Origin of the sequence: Pseudomonas protegens, from assembly GCF_003732485.1 — a bacterium.
GTDB classification, from domain to species: domain Bacteria; phylum Pseudomonadota; class Gammaproteobacteria; order Pseudomonadales; family Pseudomonadaceae; genus Aquipseudomonas; species Aquipseudomonas protegens_B.
On record NZ_MOAK01000086.1, the window covers coordinates 171,800 to 189,278 of the forward strand.

A 17,479-nucleotide genomic window follows, 5' to 3' on the forward strand; every position below is an offset into this window, starting at 1 on the left:
ATGAACTTGGGCGCGGTGGCCAGGGCGCGGGCAATTTCCACGCGGCGGCGCTCACCACCGGACAGGCTCATGCCGAGGTTGTCGCGGATGTGATTGATGTGGAACTCCTGCAGCAGGCTTTCCAGTTCCTGGCGACGGCCGGCCTTGTCGAGTTCCTTGCGGGTCTCGAGGATGGCCATGATGTTGTCGGCCACCGACAGCTTGCGGAAAATCGAGGCTTCCTGGGGCAGGTAGCCGATGCCGGCGCGGGCGCGACCGTGCATCGGTTGGTGGCTGACATCCAGGTCGTCGATCAGGACGCGGCCCTGATCGGCCTGGACCAGGCCCACGATCATGTAGAAGCAGGTGGTCTTGCCGGCGCCGTTGGGGCCGAGCAGGCCGACGATCTGGCCGCTGTCGATGGACAGGCTGACATCACGCACGACCTGGCGGCTCTTGTAGCTCTTGGCCAGGTGCTGAGCTTTCAGAGTTGCCATTACTGGGCCTTTTGCTCGTCGGTTTTCTTTTTCGGCTGGATGACCATATCGATCCGCGGACGTGGTGCGGTGACCGAGCTGCCATTGGCGCGACCGGCATTAGCCACTTGCTTGACGGTGTCGTAGACGATCTTCTCGCCTTCGGTGGTGTTGCCGTCGTTGATGACCTTGGCCTTGTCGATCAGCACGATGCGATTCTGCTGGGCGTGGTACTGGATGGTCACAGCGTAGGCCTGAACCGGTTTCGGGTCGGTCTGCTTCTGCAGCTGCTCGAAGTAGGCCAGGTTGCCCACCGACGTCACTACGTCGATTTCGCCGCTCTTGGCTCGGGTGATGGTCACGGTGTTGCCGGTGATCTTCATCGAACCCTGGGTGATGATCACATCGCCCTTGTAGGTGGCCACGCCGTTCTTGTCGTCCAGCTGGGCGTCGTCGGCCTGGATGCGGATCGGCTGTTGGCTATCGTTCGGCAGAGCCCAGGCGCTCACGCTTCCCAGTGCTGCGCCCAGACTGAGCAAAATAGGGAGGGTTTTAACGAGCCTCATACTGTCCTCTTACGTTCGATAGCAGGTTCATCCTGCCGTCTTTCAAATACGCTTTCATTCCCTTGGCCGTAGTCACGCCGCCGGCGCCGTCGATTCTAACGGCTTGCTCGGTCTGCGCATATTGCTTCTGCGGGAATACTGTCATGCGGCTGGTGGTGATCAGCAGGTTGCGGTTGTGCTCGTCGGTGCGGGAAACCCGTACCGAATCGATCAGCTCGACCTCGGTGCCGTCCGGATTGACTTCGCCGCGCTCGCTCTGGACGTGCCAGGGGAAAGTGGTGCCGCGGTACATCTGCAGGTCCGGCTTGGTCAGCAGCGTCACTTCGCTGGCCTTGACGTGCTCCACTTTGTCCGAGGTCATTTCGTACTGCAGCTTGCCGTCAGGCAGGTACTGCACGCTGCGGGCGTTGATCACGTAATAGTCGATGGCGTTCTCGTCGACCTGCACTACCGGCTTGTCGAGGAAGCGTTCTGGGCTGATGTTCCAGTAACCGACCGCCGCGAACAGCAGGGCGATGGTCCCGAATATCAGGATGTTGCGAATCTTTTTACTCAGCATGGGTGGGCTCTATAAGTAAGCGGCGTTGGCTGCTTCAAGGCGGTCCTGGGCTTGCAGGATCAGCTCGCAGAACTCTCGGGCAGCGCCTTCGCCGCCGCGGGCTACGGTGGTGCCGTGGGCGTGTTCACGGACAAAGCCGGCTGCGTTGGCCACCGCCATGCCCAGGCCGACACGGCGGATCACCGGCAGATCGGGCAGGTCGTCGCCCAGGTAGGCGACCTGTTCATAGCTTAGGCCCAGTTGGGCAAGAAGTTCGTCCAGCACCACCAGCTTGTCTTCGCGGCCCTGGTACAGGTGGGGAATCCCCAGGTTCTTGGCCCGGCGCTCCACCACCGGGGTCTTGCGCCCGCTGATGATTGCCGTCTGCACCCCGGCGGCCATGAGCATCTTGATGCCCTGGCCGTCGAGAGTATTGAAGGTCTTGAACTCGCTGCCGTCCTCAAGGAAGTACAGGCGACCGTCGGTCAGTACGCCGTCGACGTCGAAAACCGCCAGCTTGATGTTTTTACCGCGTTGCAGCAGGTCGGCACTCATTACATCACTCCCGCGCGCAGCAGATCGTGCATGTTCAAGGCGCCGATCGGACGGTCTTCCTTGTCCACCACCACCAGGGCGCTGATTTTATGGTCTTCCATGATCTTCAGGGCTTCGGCGGCCAGCATGTCGGCGCGTGCCGTCTTGCCGTGAGGGGTCATGACCGAGTCGATGGTGGCGTGGTGTATATCAATGGCGCGATCCAGGGTGCGGCGCAGGTCGCCGTCGGTGAAGATCCCGGCCAGGCGGCCGTCGGCCTCCAGAATTACGGTCATGCCCAGGCCCTTGCGGGTCATCTCCATGAGCGCATCCTTGAGCAGGGTGCCGCGCTGCACTTGTGGCAGGTCGGTACCTTCGTGCATGACGTTCTCGACCTTGAGCAACAGGCGCCGACCCAGAGCTCCGCCCGGATGGGAAAAGGCAAAATCCTCGGCGGTGAAGCCCCGGGCTTCCAGCAGCGCCACGGCCAGGGCGTCGCCCATGACCAGGGCGGCGGTGGTCGAGGAGGTCGGTGCCAGGTTCAGCGGGCAGGCTTCGTGCTCGACGTGGACGTTGAGATTGACGTCGGCAGCCTTGGCCAGCGGCGACTCGGGGTTACCGGTCAGGCTGATCAACTGGATACCCAGGCGCTTGATCAAGGGCAGCAGGGTGACGATTTCGTTGGTGGATCCGGAGTTGGAGAGGGCCAGGATCACGTCGTCGCGAGTGATCATGCCCATATCGCCATGACTGGCTTCAGCCGGGTGGACAAAGAAAGCCGTAGTGCCGGTGCTGGCCAGGGTGGCGGCGATCTTGTTGCCGACGTGCCCGGATTTGCCCATGCCGACCACTACCACGCGGCCTTTACTGGCCAGAATCATCTCGCAAGCGCGTACGAAATCTGCGTCGATATGGGGCAGCAAGCCTTCTACGGCCTGAAGTTCGAGGCGGATGGTGCGTTGTGCTGACTGAATCAGGTCGCTGGATTGGCTCATGTCTGAAATCGTATAGCCCGATGAAAAGGCGGCGATTATAGCGGTAATGAACAAATCCCTCACGCAAGTTCGTCAGCCTTTATCTGCCCGGTATTGGGATTCCTCCAATTTTGCCTGTCTTGGACCTGAACGTTCACGGCTTCGGCCTTGGGGGCTCCGTATCAGCAGTGATATAGTTCGCCGCCAGTTCGGCCTGCCCAGGGGCACGTACTCCCGGCAGGGAGCCAAGCGTCCGAGTGATAGGCTGCATCGCAAGGAGTTTAGATGAGTGCCGATAACGCCTACGCGGTCGAGCTGAAGGGACTGTCCTTCAAGCGCGGTACGCGCAGCATTTTCAATAACGTGGATATCCGTATTCCGCGGGGCAAGGTCACCGGCATCATGGGGCCTTCAGGCTGCGGAAAAACCACCCTGTTGCGCTTGATGGGCATGCAGTTGCGGCCCAGCAGCGGCGAAGTGTGGGTCAACGGCCAGAATCTGCCGACCCTCTCGCGCAGCGATCTGTTCGACGCGCGCAAGCAAATGGGCGTTCTATTCCAGAGCGGCGCGCTGTTCACCGACCTGGACGTGTTCGAGAACGTAGCCTTTCCGCTGCGAGTGCATACCCAACTGCCGGATGAAATGATCCGTGACATTGTCCTGCTCAAGCTGCAGGCCGTGGGCCTGCGCGGCGCCGTGGACCTGATGCCTGACGAGCTGTCCGGCGGCATGAAGCGCCGGGTCGCGCTGGCCCGTGCCATTGCCCTGGACCCGCAGATCCTCATGTACGACGAGCCCTTCGTGGGTCAGGACCCCATCGCCATGGGCGTATTGGTGCGCCTGATCCGTCTGCTCAATGATGCCCTGGGCATTACCAGCATCCTGGTTTCCCATGATCTTGCGGAAACCGCGAGCATTGCCGATTACCTCTATGTAGTAGGCGATGGCCAGGTACTGGGGCAGGGAACTCCTGACGAACTGATGGACTCCGACAATCCGCGTATCCGTCAATTCATGAAGGGCGATCCCGACGGTCCGGTGCCGTTTCACTTTCCAGCGACGGATTACCGCGCAGATCTCCTGGGGAAGCGCTGATGCGCAAAATATCGTTAATCGAGAGGATTCGCCTCTTCGGTCGTTCAGGCATCGATGTCCTGGCGGTACTGGGGCGCTCCACGCTGTTCCTGTTTCATGCGCTGCTGGGGCGCGGTGGCATTGGCGGCAGCTTTGGCCTGCTGGTCAAGCAACTGCACTCCGTGGGCGTGATGTCCCTGGTGATCATTGTCGTGTCCGGGATCTTCATCGGCATGGTGCTGGCGCTGCAGGGCTTCAATATTCTCTCCAGCTACGGTTCGGAGCAGGCCGTAGGGCAGATGGTTGCCCTGACCTTGCTGCGGGAGTTGGGGCCGGTGGTGACTGCGTTGCTGTTCGCCGGTCGTGCCGGTTCGGCATTGACCGCGGAAATCGGCAACATGAAGTCCACCGAGCAACTTTCCAGCCTGGAGATGATCGGGGTCGACCCGCTCAAGTACATCATTGCGCCACGCCTGTGGGCGGGCTTCATTTCCCTGCCGTTGCTGGCGATGATTTTCAGCGTGGTGGGAATCTGGGGTGGTTCCTGGGTGGCTGTCGACTGGCTGGGCGTCTATGACGGTTCCTACTGGGCGAACATGCAGAACAGCGTGACCTTCAGTGGTGATGTGCTCAACGGTGTGATCAAAAGTATTGTTTTTGCGTTTGTAGTGACCTGGATCGCCGTATTCCAAGGCTACGACTGTGAGCCCACTTCAGAGGGGATCAGCCGTGCCACTACCAAGACCGTGGTGTATGCCTCGTTGGCCGTACTCGGCTTGGACTTTATTCTGACCGCCTTGATGTTTGGAGATTTCTGATGCAAAACCGCACCCTGGAAATCGGTGTCGGCCTTTTCCTGCTGGCCGGCATTCTGGCTTTGCTGTTGCTTGCCCTGCGGGTCAGTGGCTTGTCTCCGACTGCGAGCACCGATACCTATAAACTTTACGCCTACTTCGACAATATCGCCGGTTTGACGGTCAGAGCTAAGGTGACCATGGCCGGTGTGACCATCGGCAAGGTCACGGCGATCGATCTGGACCGTGACAGCTTCACCGGCCGGGTGACGATGCAGCTGGAAAAGCGTGTGGATAATCTGCCGACCGACTCCACTGCATCTATCCTGACTGCTGGCCTGTTGGGTGAGAAATACATCGGTATCAGCGTGGGTGGGGAAGAAGCCTTGCTCAAGGATGGTGGAACCATCCATGACACCCAGTCGTCGCTGGTGCTGGAGGACCTGATCGGTAAATTCCTGCTCAATACCGTTAGCAAAGACGCCAAATGAGGAGTTTTTCGATGATCTCTATCTTGCGACGTGGCTTGTTGGTCCTGCTGGCGGCCCTGCCGTTGCTGGCCAATGCGGCAAGCACGCCTTCCGCGCATGATCTGGTGCAGGACACGACCACTCGTCTGCTGGCGGACCTGGCGGCCAATAAGGAGAAGTACAAGCAAAGCCCGAACGACTTCTACAACGCCTTGAACGGTATTGTCGGGCCGGTGGTGGATGCCGATGGCATCTCCCGTAGCATCATGACCGTGAAGTATTCGCGCAAGGCAACCCCGGAGCAGATGGCGCGCTTCCAGGAAAACTTCAAGCGCAGCCTGATGCAGTTCTACGGTAATGCCTTGCTGGAGTACAACAACCAGGGCATCACTGTTTCTCCTGCCAAGGATGAAAGCGGTACCCGTACCAGCGTGGATATGCAGGTCAAAGGCAACAACGGCGCGATCTACCCGGTGTCCTATACCCTGGAGAAGATCAACGACGAGTGGAAAGTGCGCAACGTGATCATCAACGGTATCAATATCGGCAAGCTGTTCCGTGATCAGTTCGCCGACGCCATGCAGCGCAACGGCAACAACCTGGACAAGACCATCGACGGCTGGGCCGGCGAAGTGGCCAAGGCCAAGGAAGTGACCGAAGACGCCGCACAAAAGGCTGCGCAATGAGCGAGTCCGCCGTGCGCCTCGGGGACGCCGGGGAGCTGCTGATCAGCGGTGTGCTGGATTACCGCAGCGGCCCGGGTCTGCGCAAGCAGGGCCAGGCCCTGATCAAGTCGAGCCCGGCTGCGGCGTTGGTGCTGGATTGCTCGGCAGTGGAAAAGTCCAGCAGTGTCGGCCTGGCCTTGTTGCTGGCCTTCATGCGTGATGCCCAGGGTCTCGGCAAGGCGGTGAGTGTTCGTGCCTTGCCCGAGGACATGCGGGAAATTGCCGAAGTATCCGGGGTCACCGAGATCCTCCTCCATCCGTAGTAACCCACATCTATATAGAAGCCCCCCGTCAGAGTCCTGCTATGCGGGGTTCGCAGGCGCGGGGCTTTTTTGTATGATGTCCGACCCGCGCGCACAGGGCGCCGATTGAGGTTGAGCATGCAGGCCAACGAAGTGAAGAGCTTTCTTGAGGGAAAGCTGCCCGGAGCTCAGGTAGAAGTTGAGGGCGAAGGCTGCAACTTTCAGCTGAACGTGATTAGCGACGAACTGTCGGCCTTGAGCCCGGTGAAGCGTCAGCAGAGCATCTATGCCCATTTGAATCCATGGATTGCCGATGGCAGCATCCACGCGATCACTATGAAATTTTTCAGCCGCGCGGCCTGGGCCGAGCGCACCTGAGCCCAAGGGCGTCGAGACTGTTATGGATAAATTGATTATTACCGGCGGCGTTCGCCTTGATGGCGAGATCCGCATTTCCGGGGCCAAGAACTCCGCGCTGCCGATTCTGGCGGCAACCCTGCTGTGCGATGGCCCGGTCACCGTGGCCAACCTCCCGCACCTGCACGACATCACCACCATGATCGAGCTGTTCGGTCGCATGGGCATCGAGCCGGTGATCGACGAGAAACTGAGCGTCGAAATCGACCCGCGCACCATCAAGACCCTGGTGGCGCCGTACGAGCTGGTGAAAACCATGCGCGCCTCGATCCTGGTACTGGGCCCGATGGTTGCCCGTTTCGGCGAAGCCGAAGTGGCCCTGCCTGGCGGTTGCGCCATCGGCTCGCGTCCGGTAGACCTGCACATCCGTGGCCTGGAAGCCATGGGCGCAGTGATCGACGTCGAAGGCGGCTACATCAAGGCCAAGGCGCCTGAAGGCGGCCTGCGTGGCGCGAACTTCTTCTTCGATACCGTGAGCGTGACCGGTACCGAGAACATCATGATGGCCGCTGCCCTGGCCAAGGGCCGCAGCGTGTTGCAGAACGCTGCCCGCGAACCTGAAGTCGTCGACCTGGCGAACTTCCTGATCGCCATGGGCGCGAAGATTTCCGGCGCCGGCACCGACACCATCACCATCGACGGCGTCGAGCGTCTGCATTCGGCGATCTACAAAGTGATGCCAGACCGTATCGAAACCGGCACCTACCTGGTGGCTGCGGCCGTCACCGGCGGCCGGGTCAAGGTCAAGGACACCGATCCGACCATCCTTGAAGCCGTTCTGGAAAAACTCAAGGAAGCGGGCGCTGAAGTTACCACTGGCAGCGACTGGATCGAGCTCAACATGCACGGCAAGCGCCCCAAGGCGGTCAACGTGCGTACCGCTCCGTACCCGGCGTTCCCGACCGACATGCAGGCGCAGTTCATTTCCCTGAACGCGATTGCCGAAGGCACGGGCGCGGTCATCGAGACCATCTTCGAAAACCGCTTCATGCACGTTTATGAACTGCACCGCATGGGCGCCAAGATCCAGGTCGAAGGCAACACTGCCATCGTTACCGGCACCGAGATCCTCAAGGGCGCGCCCGTCATGGCCACCGACCTGCGGGCTTCGGCCAGCCTGGTGATCTCGGCCCTGATGGCCGAAGGCGATACCCTGATCGATCGCATCTACCACATCGACCGTGGTTATGAGTGCATCGAAGAGAAGCTGCAGATGCTCGGCGCCAAGATCCGCCGCGTACCGGGCTAGTTGCGTGACGGGCACAGGGAGGTGCCCACAGTCGAATCTGTTCCACGTCGAGCCTGTCTTCAGGCTCGACGCATGTCTGGCGCCGTTTGCGTCCGGGCATCAGTCGCCGCATAAGGACTTACGTTACTCATGTTGACCATCGCACTGTCCAAGGGCCGTATCCTCGACGACACGCTGCCGCTTCTGGCTGAAGCGGGCATCGTGCCAACCGAGAATCCGGACAAGAGCCGCAAACTGATCATCCCCACGACCCAGGACGACGTTCGCCTGCTGATCGTGCGTGCCACTGACGTGCCGACCTATGTCGAGCATGGCGCTGCCGACCTCGGGGTGGCCGGCAAGGACGTCCTGATGGAGTACACCGGCCAGGGCCTGTACGAACCGCTGGACCTGCAGATTGCCCAGTGCAAGCTGATGACGGCCGGTGCTATTGGCGCCGCAGAACCCAAGGGCCGCCTGCGCGTGGCCACCAAGTTCGTCAACGTGGCCAAGCGGTACTACGCCGAGCAGGGCCGCCAGGTCGACATCATCAAGCTTTACGGCTCGATGGAGCTGGCACCGCTGATCGGTCTGGCGGACAAGATCATCGACGTGGTCGACACCGGCAATACCCTGCGGGCCAACGGTCTGGAGCCTCAGGAACTGATCGCCACCATCAGCTCCCGCCTGGTGGTCAACAAGGCCTCCATGAAGATGCAGCACGCCCGTATCCAGGCGTTGATCGACACCCTGCGCAAGGCAGTGGAATCGCGACACCGCGGCTGATTCACATGCGTGGCCTTGAGCCGCGCCCATCTATCCGCGTCATAGCCAGAATGCTCAGGTGCCCACGCGGATGGCTTGGTAGTCTTGCGGCGCCTGAGCTTTGCAAATTCAAGCTTGCCCTTTTGTGCACTCGCCAATCATTGAGGCCTTCGCTATGACCGCTCCGACTGCAATTCGCCGACTCAACGCTGCCGACCCGGATTTCGCCCGTCATCTGGATCATCTGCTGAGCTGGGAAAGTGTCTCTGACGATTCGGTCAATCAGCGGGTGCTGGACATCATCAAGGCCGTGCGCGAACGCGGTGATGCGGCGCTGGTGGAGTTCACCCAGCGTTTCGACGGCCTGCAAGTGGCCTCCATGGCGGACCTGATCCTGCCGCGCGAGCGCCTGGAACTGGCCCTGACCCGGATCACCGTGGCCCAGCGCGAAGCCCTGGAAAAGGCCGCAGCGCGGGTGCGCAGCTACCACGAGAAACAAAAGCAGGATTCCTGGAGCTACACCGAGGCCGACGGCACGGTGCTGGGCCAGAAGGTCACGCCGCTGGACCGCGCCGGGCTGTACGTACCCGGGGGCAAGGCCTCCTACCCGTCGTCGGTGCTGATGAACGCGATCCCGGCCAAGGTGGCGGGCGTTACCGAGGTGGTGATGGTGGTACCGACCCCGCGTGGCGAGGTCAACGAGCTGGTACTGGCTGCCGCCTGCATCGCCGGGGTTGACCGGGTGTTCACCATCGGCGGCGCCCAGGCCGTGGCCGCGCTGGCCTACGGCACCGAAAGCGTGCCCCAGGTGGACAAGGTCGTCGGCCCGGGCAACATCTATGTGGCCACCGCCAAGCGCCATGTATTCGGCCAGGTCGGCATCGACATGATCGCCGGCCCGTCGGAGATCCTCGTGGTCTGCGATGGCCAGACCGATCCGGACTGGATCGCCATGGACCTGTTCTCCCAGGCCGAGCACGACGAAGACGCCCAGGCGATCCTGGTCAGCCCGGACGCCGAGTTCCTCGACAAGGTGGCGGCGAGCATCGCCAAACTGCTGCCGACCATGGAGCGCGCGGAAATCATCAACACCTCGATCAATGGCCGTGGCGCCCTGATCAAGGTTCGCGACATGCAGCAGGCCATTGAAGTGGCCAACCGCATTGCCCCCGAGCACCTGGAATTGTCCGTGGCCGACCCGCAAGCCTGGCTGCCGCAGATCCGCCACGCCGGGGCGATCTTCATGGGCCGTCACACCTCCGAGGCGCTGGGGGATTACTGCGCCGGGCCGAACCACGTGCTGCCGACTTCCGGCACTGCGCGCTTCTCTTCACCGCTGGGGGTGTATGACTTCCAGAAACGCTCGTCGATCATCTTCTGCTCCGAGCAGGGTGCGTCCGAGCTGGGCCGGACCGCCTCGGTGCTGGCCCGTGGCGAGTCGCTGACCGCCCACGCCCGCAGCGCCGAATACCGCATCGTCGACGACCAAGATCAGGGGCAATGAACATGAGCAAATTCTGGAGTCCGTTCGTCAAGAACCTGGTGCCCTACGTGCCGGGCGAACAACCCAAGCTGACCAAGCTGGTCAAGCTCAACACCAATGAAAACCCCTATGGCCCGTCGCCCAGGGCCCTGGCGGCGATGCAGGCCGAACTCAACGACAACCTGCGTCTGTACCCGGACCCCAACAGTGACCTGCTCAAGCAGGCGGTAGCCAGTTACTACGGGGTGCAGGGTAACCAGGTGTTCCTCGGCAACGGTTCCGACGAAGTCCTGGCGCACATTTTTCACGGCCTGCTGCAGCAGGAAAAACCACTGCTGTTCCCGGACATCAGCTACAGCTTCTACCCGGTGTATTGCGGCCTGTACGGCATCGAGCACGAAGCGGTGCCGCTGGACGAGCAGTTCCAGATCCGCGTGGCCGACTACGCCAGGCCCAACGGCGGGATCATCTTCCCCAACCCGAATGCGCCCACCGGCTGCCTGTTGGCCCTGGATGCGGTGGAGCAGATCCTCAAGGCCAGCCCGGATTCGGTGGTGGTGGTGGATGAGGCCTACATCGACTTCGGCGGCCAGACCGCCATCAGCCTGGTGGATCGCTACCCGAACCTGCTGGTGACCCAGACCCTGTCCAAGTCGCGCTCCCTGGCCGGCTTGCGAGTGGGCCTGGCGGTAGGGCACCCGGATCTGATCGAGGCCCTGGAGCGGGTCAAGAACAGCTTCAACTCCTACCCGCTGGATCGCCTGGCGATCGTCGGAGCGGCGGCGGCCTTCGAGGACCGCGAGTACTTCGCCAAGACCTGCCAGCAAGTGATCGACAGTCGCGAATGGGTGGTGGCGCAGTTGCAGGCCAAGGGGTTCGAAGTGCTGCCGTCGGCGGCTAACTTCATCTTTGCCCGCCACCCGCGGCACGACGCAGCCGGCCTGGCGGCCAAGCTGCGCGAGCAAGGGGTGATAGTGCGCCACTTCAAGCAGCAGCGGATCGCTCAGTTCCTGCGGATCAGCATCGGCACACAGGAACAGAACCAGGCGCTGATCGACGGCCTGGGCGAGCTGTAGTCCAGGCGCCTGGCTTCCGAGGCGGCCGTACCTTTATTCGTGGTGCGGCTCGCCGAGGAAGGTCAGGGAGCTGAACAGGCCGCGTGAGGCCACATCCGGGTTGTCCTTGAGCGCTACCTCCAGCTCTGCGGCAATCACGTTCAAGCCTTCGTTCCTCACCAGCACTTGGGCACGTCCCTGGGCATCGGTCTCGGTGCTCAGGGTGCTCGGTGCATTGCGGTAATCGCCAATCAACTTCACCCCGGCCACGGGCTGCCCATCCAGCAGCACCCGCACCGGCAGGTTCTTGCCCGGGCCGACGGTCAGCGGGTCGACTTCCGGCAGGATCACCAGCTTGAGCTGTTCCAGCTTGGGCAGCTTCGCTCCCGGTTGATAGATCGCCAGGCTGTACTTGTAGGTGTGAGTCGAGGCGATGGCCCCCGGGACCTTGCTGCGACCCTGGTTGACCCAGCGCTTGTCCGCGGTTTGCGACCAGGGGCCGTTGTCCAGTGCCACGGCCAGTACCGCCGGCGGCTTGAGCGGTTGCAGGCGTGCGTGGTCCGCCAGGCGTTGCACGGTCACCGGAATCATTCTGGCCGCGCCGTCATAGGCCCAGGCACCGCTGATTTTCTTGGCCTTGAAGGCGTCGTCTTCGGCGCCGTGACCGTAGATCACTTCGATATTGCCGCGGCGCTGTTCGGTCCACAGGCCGTGGGCCGAGGCCTGGGTGGCGCCCAGTGTGGCGAGCAGGCCCAGCAGGGCGATGGATTTGAGGCTGTGCATGGCGGCTCTCTTCTACAGGTTGAGTGTGAGGCTGAGGGTGAAATTGCGCGGTTCGCCGGGATTGACCCAGTAGTTGCTGTAGGAACGTTCGTAGTACTTCTCGTCGAACAGGTTGTTCAGGTTCAGGCCCAGGGTCAGGTTGTCGCTGGCCTTGTAGTGGGCCAGCAGGTCCAGGGTACGGTAGGCGGGCAGCTCGAAGCGGCCTCCGGCCTCACCCGAGCGGTCGCCGACATAGGTCAGGGCGGCGCCGACGTCCGAGCCTTTGAGCCGACCATCCTGGAACTCATAGACCCCCAGCAGGCTGCCACTGTGCTTGGCCACGCCGAGTATGCGGCTGCCGGCGGGGATCGCCCGATCGCCCTTGGTGACCTGGGCATCGATCAGCGCATAGGCACCGATCACCCGCACCGCGTCGGTCAACTGGCCGGTCACTTGCGCATCGAAGCCCTGGCTGCGGGCCTTGCCCACGGCGCGGCTGGCGTCGGTGCCGGGGTCCAGGGCCAGGACGTTTTCCTTGTCGATATGGAAGGCGGCGAGGGTCGCGCTCAGGCGTTCGTCGAACAGCTCGCTCTTGATCCCCACTTCATAACCGACGCCTTCTTCCGGTTTGAACGACTTGCCTGCTGCATCCAGTCCGTTGTTGGGCTTGAACGAGGTAGAGGCGTTGGCGAACAGCCCCAACTGCGGAGTCAGTTGATACAGCAGGCCGGCGCGCTGGGTCAGGGCGTCGTGAGTCTGGCGGCTGCGCTTGCCGGTGGTGTGGTCGTCGATCTTTTGCTCGAAGTGTTCAAAGCGGGTACCGACCATGCCTCGCAGGCGGTCAGTGAAGATGATCTGGTCCTGCAGGTTGAGGGCCTGGCTTTCGACATGCTCGAAAAAGTCCGTGCCGGAGCGTTTGCCGTTGGGCTTGGCCTGACCGTAGATCGGGTCGTAGATATCGATGGCATAGGCGCCGCCGGCGATGGTGGTGACCCGCTCGTTCTTGCGGTAGTTCTCGTATTCGCTGCCAATCAGCAGCTCGTGCTGCCAACTGCCGATGTCGAACAGGCCGCGCAGTTCCAGTTGGGTGATGCTGTCGTGCCAGTTGTTGTCGCGCTCGCGGTAGCGCCGGTTGACGGTGTGCTGGTCGGCATTCAGCGGGCGGGTTTCCGAGGCAAAGCCCCACAACTTGCCTTCCTTGTAGTGGCTGGCCAGGCGCAATTTCCAGCTGTCGTTGAGGTGATGTTCCAGGGCGGCCTGGAGCATGTTGTTGTGGTTGTCGATGTTGCCGTCGTTGGGTTCGCCGAGAAAGGTCGAGCGCGAGACGCCGTTCCAGCGGTTGTTGGGCGCGACGATACCGCGGTCGAAGGTCGAGCTGTGGCGCACGAATTCGCTCTCCACCAGCAGGCTGGTGTCCGGGTTCAGTTGCCAACTGAAGGAAGGGGCGACGAACACCCGGCGGCTGTCCACGTGATCGCGGAAGCTGTGGTTGTCCTCCACCGCCAGGTTGACCCGGGACAGCAGGTTGCCCTGGTCATCCAGTGGAGTGTTGAGGTCCAGAGCGGTGCGGTAGCGATCCCAACTGCCGGCGCTGGACTTCAGGGTGGCAAAGGGTTCGGGCTGGGGCTTCTTGGTGACGATGTTCACCGTGCCGCCGGGATCGCCCCGGCCATAGAGGCTGGCTGCCGGCCCCTTGAGCACTTCGATGCGCTCGATAGTGGCGGCATCCGGGGTGCTGGGATAACCGCGGTTGGCGCTGAAACCGTCCTTGTAGAACTCCGAGGTGGTGAAACCACGGATGCTGTACTCATACAGGGTCAGTCCGCCGAAGTTGTTCTGTTTGGAGACTCCGCCGGCAAACTCCAGGGCCCGTTCGACATTGCTGCTGCCCAAGTCCTTGAGCACGCTGGCGGGGATCACGCTGATGGATTGCGGGATGTCACGAATGGCTGTGTCGGTCTTGGTGGCGCTGGCCGAACGAGTGGCACGATAGCCTTTGACCGGGCCGGTGGCAGATTCGTATTCGGTGGTGATGCGGGTGGTTTCAAGTTCCAGCGACTGCGGTTCTTCGGCGAGCAGGGGATCTGCCAGCAGACCCAGGGTCAGGCCTGCCAAGGAGAGGATTCTTCGGGACGTCATGGGGTTGTTCCAATAGCGATATTGAAACAATATAACATGACTAATGAGAATGTATGTTGTTAGCCCGGCATCGCCGGGCGCACATTCACTCTTCTTCTTTGACCGGTGCGGGTGGCGGACGCAGGCCGATTTCTGCGGTCAGCTTGAGCTCTTTGCCGTTGCGCATGACCTGGATCGAGACTTTGTCCGTCGGCTTGATCCGCGCCACCTGATTCATGGAGCGACGACCATCGCCGGCAGGTTCGCCGTCGATGCTGAGGATCACGTCTCCCAATTGCATACCGGCTTTCTGTGCCGGACCGTCGCGGAAGATCCCGGCTACCACGATCCCGGGACGCCCGGCCAGGCCGAAGGACTCTGCCAGCTCCTGGGTCAGCGGCTGCACTTCGATGCCCAGCCAGCCACGGATCACCTGGCCATGCTCGATGATCGATTTCATCACCTCCATGGCCAGTTTGATCGGGATCGCGAAGCCGATGCCCTGGGAACCGCCGGACTTGGAGAAGATGGCGGTGTTGATCCCGGTCAGGTTGCCGTTGGCGTCTACCAGTGCGCCGCCGGAGTTGCCCGGGTTGATCGCGGCGTCGGTCTGGATGAAGTCTTCGTAGTTGTTCAGGCCCAGCTGGTTGCGCCCGGTGGCGCTGATGATGCCCATGGTCACGGTCTGGCCGACCCCGAATGGGTTGCCGATGGCCAGGGCAACGTCGCCGACGCGAACGTTTTCCGAGCGGCCGACAGTGATCGAAGGCAGTTTTTTCAGGTCTATCTTGAGCACCGCCAGATCGGTTTCCGGATCGCTGCCGATGACCCTTGCCAGGGTTTCACGTCCATCCTTGAGCGCCACCACGATCTGCTCGGCACCGGAGGTCACGTGGTTGTTGGTCAGCAGGTAGCCCTCGGGGCTCATGATCACCCCGGAACCCAGGCTCGACTCCATGCGCTGCTGCTTGGGCAGGTTGTCGCCGAAGAAACGCCGGAACTGAGGGTCCTCGAACAGCGGATGCGCAGGCTTGTTGATCACCTTGGTGGTGTACAGGTTGACCACCGCAGGCGCGGCAATCAGTACCGCATCGGCATAGGATACGGGTCCCTGCTGGGTGCTGGTGGTTTGCGGAGCTTGCTGCAGGTTGACGTCCAGGCTGGGTAGCCCGACCCATTGCGGATAACGCTGAATAATCAACAACGCGATAAGCACGCCGGCCAGTAGCGGCCAGCCAAAAAAACGCAGAGCCTTGAGCATTGAGCAAGTCCTGGGTGGTTACGAAGGGCTGCGCACGGCCCATAATGTCGCGCATTATACGAGGCCGCGCGCGCCTCTGAACGGGATATTTAGGAGTCTTTTATGGCCGTTGCCCTGAGCACACTGGTGGAAGAAGCGGACCGCTACCTGGGCAGTTCACGCATCGCTGACTACTGCCCCAATGGCCTGCAGGTCGAAGGACGCCCGCAGGTGATGCGCATCGTCAGTGGTGTGACCGCCAGCCAGGCGTTGCTGGACGCAGCCGTGGAGGCCAAGGCCGATCTGGTCCTGGTGCATCATGGCTATTTCTGGAAAGGCGAGAATCCCTGCATCACCGGAATGAAGCAGCGTAGGTTGAAAACCCTGCTCAAGCACGACATCAGCCTGCTGGCCTATCACTTGCCCCTGGACCTGCACCCCGAGGTAGGCAACAACGTGCAACTGGCCCGGCAGCTGGATATCACCGTGGAAGGTCCACTGGACCCGGACAATCCCAAGGTCGTTGGCCTGGTGGGTTCACTCAGCGAGCCCCTGACGGCACGGGATTTTGCCCGGCGAGTGCAAGAGGTGATGGGCCGCGAACCGTTGCTGATCGAAGGCAGCGAGATGATCCGCCGGGTCGGCTGGTGCACCGGCGGCGGCCAGGGCTACATCGACCAGGCGGTACAGGCCGGCGTCGACCTGTACCTGAGTGGTGAGGCTTCGGAACAGACCTTCCACAGCGCCCGGGAAAACGACATCAGCTTCATTGCCGCCGGTCATCACGCTACCGAACGTTATGGCGTCCAGGCCCTGGGCGACTATCTGGCTCGGCGCTTCGCCCTGGAGCACCTGTTCATCGACTGCCCCAACCCGATCTGACCCGGGGTAGGAGCCGACTTGCCGGTGAAAAGATCTTCAGCCCGAAGGTGCGCTTGAAAGCGCCTTCGCTGGCAAGCCAGCTCCTGCAGAGGGGCGTTTGGGGGCTAACGGAGCGGTATATTCATATATCGTTTCGTTCTAGTTGGCTCCCTGATTAGAAGCAGGTCGCTGTGCTAGCATGCCCCGCTCGAACACGGCCCGATGGCCGTCCATAAGAAAGCTTTCGTGAGTAGCCATGGTCGACAAACTGACGCATCTGAAACAGCTGGAGGCGGAAAGCATCCACATCATCCGCGAGGTGGCCGCCGAGTTCGACAACCCGGTGATGCTGTACTCCATCGGTAAAGACTCCGCCGTGATGTTGCATCTGGCCCGCAAGGCGTTCTTCCCCGGCAAGCTGCCGTTCCCGGTGATGCACGTCGATACCCAGTGGAAATTCCAGGAAATGTACAAGTTCCGCGACCGCATGGTCGAAGAGCTGGGCCTGGACCTGATCACCCACGTCAACCCGGATGGCGTGGCCCAGGGCATCAACCCTTTCACCCACGGCAGTGCCAAGCACACCGACATCATGAAGACCGAGGGCCTCAAGCAGGCTCTGGACAAGCACGGTTTTGACGCCGCGTTCGGCGGTGCCCGCCGCGATGAAGAGAAGTCCCGCGCCAAGGAGCGCGTCTACTCGTTCCGCGACAGCAAGCACCGCTGGGACCCGAAGAACCAGCGCCCCGAGCTGTGGAACGTCTACAACGGCAAGGTCAACAAGGGCGAGTCGATCCGTGTGTTCCCGCTGTCCAACTGGACCGAGCTGGACATCTGGCAGTACATCTATCTGGAAGGCATCCCGATCGTGCCGCTGTACTTCGCCGCCGAGCGTGAAGTGATCGAGAAGAACGGCACCCTGATCATGATCGATGACGAGCGCATCCTCGAGCATCTGTCCGATGAAGAGAAAGCCCGCATCGTCAAGAAGAAAGTACGTTTCCGTACCCTTGGCTGCTACCCGTTGACGGGCGCGGTGGAGTCCGAGGCCGAGAGCCTGACGGACATCATCCAGGAAATGCTCCTGACGCGAACTTCCGAGCGCCAGGGCCGGGTCATCGACCACGATGGCGCCGGCTCGATGGAAGACAAGAAACGTCAAGGTTATTTCTAAGGGG

At 61.7% G+C, this 17,479-nt stretch carries 20 protein-coding genes; 12 read left to right on the top strand and 8 right to left on the bottom strand.

All coding sequences use genetic code 11. The annotated features are described in order from the left end of the window. The 5 genes from lptB to BLX41_RS27760 all read right to left on the bottom strand — a co-directional run. On the bottom strand, positions 1–476 hold a 476-nt coding region (lptB, locus tag BLX41_RS36465; protein ID WP_259745257.1), incomplete at its 3' end, for an LPS export ABC transporter ATP-binding protein. Beyond that, on the bottom strand, positions 476–1,021 hold the full coding sequence (gene lptA, locus BLX41_RS27745) for a lipopolysaccharide transport periplasmic protein LptA (RefSeq protein WP_123727467.1): 546 nt from the start codon (positions 1,019–1,021) through the stop codon (positions 476–478). The genes lptB and lptA, both read right to left, overlap by 1 nt. Continuing rightward, on the bottom strand, positions 1,008–1,580 hold the full coding sequence (lptC, locus tag BLX41_RS27750; RefSeq protein ID WP_123727468.1) for an LPS export ABC transporter periplasmic protein LptC: 573 nt from the start codon (positions 1,578–1,580) through the stop codon (positions 1,008–1,010). Before lptC ends, lptA begins: the two co-directional genes overlap by 14 nt. A 9-nt stretch (positions 1,581–1,589) precedes the next feature. Further along, on the bottom strand, positions 1,590–2,114 hold the full coding sequence (locus BLX41_RS27755) for a KdsC family phosphatase (protein WP_123727469.1): 525 nt from the start codon (positions 2,112–2,114) through the stop codon (positions 1,590–1,592). Continuing rightward, positions 2,114–3,088, bottom strand: a complete 975-nt coding sequence (locus BLX41_RS27760) for a KpsF/GutQ family sugar-phosphate isomerase (protein WP_123727470.1) — start codon at positions 3,086–3,088, stop codon at positions 2,114–2,116. The genes BLX41_RS27755 and BLX41_RS27760 overlap by 1 nt, the downstream gene beginning before the upstream one ends. A 264-nt stretch (positions 3,089–3,352) precedes the next feature. Here BLX41_RS27760 and BLX41_RS27765 point away from each other — a divergent pair, with 264 nt between their 5' ends. The 10 genes from BLX41_RS27765 to hisC all read left to right on the top strand — a co-directional run bounded on the left by BLX41_RS27765 (position 3,353) and on the right by hisC (position 11,341). Continuing rightward, entirely contained in the window at positions 3,353–4,162 is an 810-nt protein-coding gene (locus BLX41_RS27765) for an ATP-binding cassette domain-containing protein (protein ID WP_123727471.1), read from the top strand. Next, the gene (gene mlaE, locus BLX41_RS27770; RefSeq protein ID WP_123727472.1) at positions 4,162–4,959 is read left to right on the top strand and encodes a lipid asymmetry maintenance ABC transporter permease subunit MlaE; all 798 of its coding nucleotides are present in this window, start codon (positions 4,162–4,164) and stop codon (positions 4,957–4,959) included. The genes BLX41_RS27765 and mlaE overlap by 1 nt, the downstream gene beginning before the upstream one ends. Continuing rightward, on the top strand, positions 4,959–5,426 hold the full coding sequence (mlaD, locus tag BLX41_RS27775; protein ID WP_011059277.1) for an outer membrane lipid asymmetry maintenance protein MlaD: 468 nt from the start codon (positions 4,959–4,961) through the stop codon (positions 5,424–5,426). Before mlaE ends, mlaD begins: the two co-directional genes overlap by 1 nt. Before the next feature lie 11 nt (positions 5,427–5,437). Beyond that, a complete protein-coding gene (locus BLX41_RS27780; protein WP_123727473.1) occupies positions 5,438–6,091 on the top strand; it encodes an MlaC/ttg2D family ABC transporter substrate-binding protein in 654 nt (217 codons plus the stop codon). Continuing rightward, positions 6,088–6,393, top strand: coding sequence for an STAS domain-containing protein (locus BLX41_RS27785; protein WP_123727474.1), 306 nt, complete (start codon positions 6,088–6,090; stop codon positions 6,391–6,393). Before BLX41_RS27780 ends, BLX41_RS27785 begins: the two co-directional genes overlap by 4 nt. A gap of 117 nt (positions 6,394–6,510) precedes the next feature. Continuing rightward, positions 6,511–6,750 (top strand): BolA family protein, encoded by a 240-nt coding sequence (locus tag BLX41_RS27790; protein WP_011059280.1) that lies wholly within the window; start codon positions 6,511–6,513, stop codon positions 6,748–6,750. Between the two features lie 22 nt (positions 6,751–6,772). Continuing rightward, positions 6,773–8,038 (top strand): UDP-N-acetylglucosamine 1-carboxyvinyltransferase, encoded by a 1,266-nt coding sequence (gene murA / locus BLX41_RS27795; RefSeq protein ID WP_102861160.1) that lies wholly within the window; start codon positions 6,773–6,775, stop codon positions 8,036–8,038. 129 nt (positions 8,039–8,167) lie between these two features. Continuing rightward, positions 8,168–8,803, top strand: a complete 636-nt coding sequence (gene hisG, locus BLX41_RS27800) for an ATP phosphoribosyltransferase (RefSeq protein ID WP_011059282.1) — start codon at positions 8,168–8,170, stop codon at positions 8,801–8,803. A gap of 154 nt (positions 8,804–8,957) precedes the next feature. Then, positions 8,958–10,286: a histidinol dehydrogenase gene (gene hisD / locus BLX41_RS27805; RefSeq protein WP_123727475.1), complete on the top strand. Its 1,329-nt coding sequence runs from the start codon at positions 8,958–8,960 to the stop codon at positions 10,284–10,286. Between the two features lie 2 nt (positions 10,287–10,288). After that, on the top strand, positions 10,289–11,341 hold the full coding sequence (hisC, locus tag BLX41_RS27810) for a histidinol-phosphate transaminase (protein ID WP_011059284.1): 1,053 nt from the start codon (positions 10,289–10,291) through the stop codon (positions 11,339–11,341). Between the two features lie 33 nt (positions 11,342–11,374). Here hisC and BLX41_RS27815 read toward each other — a convergent pair whose 3' ends face one another. From BLX41_RS27815 to algW, 3 genes are all read right to left on the bottom strand, one after another. Beyond that, positions 11,375–12,103 (bottom strand): DUF4198 domain-containing protein, encoded by a 729-nt coding sequence (locus BLX41_RS27815; protein WP_011059285.1) that lies wholly within the window; start codon positions 12,101–12,103, stop codon positions 11,375–11,377. Between the two features lie 12 nt (positions 12,104–12,115). After that, entirely contained in the window at positions 12,116–14,221 is a 2,106-nt protein-coding gene (locus BLX41_RS27820; protein WP_123727476.1) for a TonB-dependent siderophore receptor, read from the bottom strand. 85 nt (positions 14,222–14,306) lie between these two features. Beyond that, a complete protein-coding gene (algW, locus tag BLX41_RS27825; protein WP_102878381.1) occupies positions 14,307–15,461 on the bottom strand; it encodes a Do family serine endopeptidase AlgW in 1,155 nt (384 codons plus the stop codon). Between the two features lie 102 nt (positions 15,462–15,563). Here algW and BLX41_RS27830 point away from each other — a divergent pair, with 102 nt between their 5' ends. Further along, positions 15,564–16,322: a Nif3-like dinuclear metal center hexameric protein gene (locus BLX41_RS27830; RefSeq protein WP_123727477.1), complete on the top strand. Its 759-nt coding sequence runs from the start codon at positions 15,564–15,566 to the stop codon at positions 16,320–16,322. A 235-nt stretch (positions 16,323–16,557) separates the two neighbouring features. Beyond that, positions 16,558–17,475 carry a sulfate adenylyltransferase subunit CysD gene (cysD, locus tag BLX41_RS27835; RefSeq protein ID WP_011059289.1) on the top strand — a complete coding sequence of 306 codons (918 nt, stop codon included), beginning with the start codon at positions 16,558–16,560 and terminating at the stop codon, positions 17,473–17,475. Positions 17,476–17,479: the final 4 nt, after the last annotated feature.

Excerpts from the sequence above, each read along its gene's own strand:
- cysD (WP_011059289.1), top strand. The coding sequence starts at position 16,558 with ATGGTCGACAAACTGACGCATCTGAAACAGCTGGAGGCGGAAAGCATC.
- hisD (WP_123727475.1), top strand. The coding sequence starts at position 8,958 with ATGACCGCTCCGACTGCAATTCGCCGACTCAACGCTGCCGACCCGGAT.
- BLX41_RS27830 (WP_123727477.1), top strand. The coding sequence starts at position 15,564 with ATGGCCGTTGCCCTGAGCACACTGGTGGAAGAAGCGGACCGCTACCTG.
- lptA (WP_123727467.1), bottom strand. The coding sequence starts at position 1,021 with ATGAGGCTCGTTAAAACCCTCCCTATTTTGCTCAGTCTGGGCGCAGCA.
- BLX41_RS27765 (WP_123727471.1), top strand. The coding sequence starts at position 3,353 with ATGAGTGCCGATAACGCCTACGCGGTCGAGCTGAAGGGACTGTCCTTC.
- hisC (WP_011059284.1), top strand. The coding sequence starts at position 10,289 with ATGAGCAAATTCTGGAGTCCGTTCGTCAAGAACCTGGTGCCCTACGTG.
- murA (WP_102861160.1), top strand. The coding sequence starts at position 6,773 with ATGGATAAATTGATTATTACCGGCGGCGTTCGCCTTGATGGCGAGATC.
- BLX41_RS27785 (WP_123727474.1), top strand. The coding sequence starts at position 6,088 with ATGAGCGAGTCCGCCGTGCGCCTCGGGGACGCCGGGGAGCTGCTGATC.
- mlaD (WP_011059277.1), top strand. The coding sequence starts at position 4,959 with ATGCAAAACCGCACCCTGGAAATCGGTGTCGGCCTTTTCCTGCTGGCC.
- BLX41_RS27760 (WP_123727470.1), bottom strand. The coding sequence starts at position 3,088 with ATGAGCCAATCCAGCGACCTGATTCAGTCAGCACAACGCACCATCCGC.
- mlaE (WP_123727472.1), top strand. The coding sequence starts at position 4,162 with ATGCGCAAAATATCGTTAATCGAGAGGATTCGCCTCTTCGGTCGTTCA.
- BLX41_RS27780 (WP_123727473.1), top strand. The coding sequence starts at position 5,438 with ATGATCTCTATCTTGCGACGTGGCTTGTTGGTCCTGCTGGCGGCCCTG.
- hisG (WP_011059282.1), top strand. The coding sequence starts at position 8,168 with ATGTTGACCATCGCACTGTCCAAGGGCCGTATCCTCGACGACACGCTG.
- algW (WP_102878381.1), bottom strand. The coding sequence starts at position 15,461 with ATGCTCAAGGCTCTGCGTTTTTTTGGCTGGCCGCTACTGGCCGGCGTG.
- BLX41_RS27755 (WP_123727469.1), bottom strand. The coding sequence starts at position 2,114 with ATGAGTGCCGACCTGCTGCAACGCGGTAAAAACATCAAGCTGGCGGTT.
- BLX41_RS27790 (WP_011059280.1), top strand. The coding sequence starts at position 6,511 with ATGCAGGCCAACGAAGTGAAGAGCTTTCTTGAGGGAAAGCTGCCCGGA.
- BLX41_RS27815 (WP_011059285.1), bottom strand. The coding sequence starts at position 12,103 with ATGCACAGCCTCAAATCCATCGCCCTGCTGGGCCTGCTCGCCACACTG.
- lptC (WP_123727468.1), bottom strand. The coding sequence starts at position 1,580 with ATGCTGAGTAAAAAGATTCGCAACATCCTGATATTCGGGACCATCGCC.
- BLX41_RS27820 (WP_123727476.1), bottom strand. The coding sequence starts at position 14,221 with ATGACGTCCCGAAGAATCCTCTCCTTGGCAGGCCTGACCCTGGGTCTG.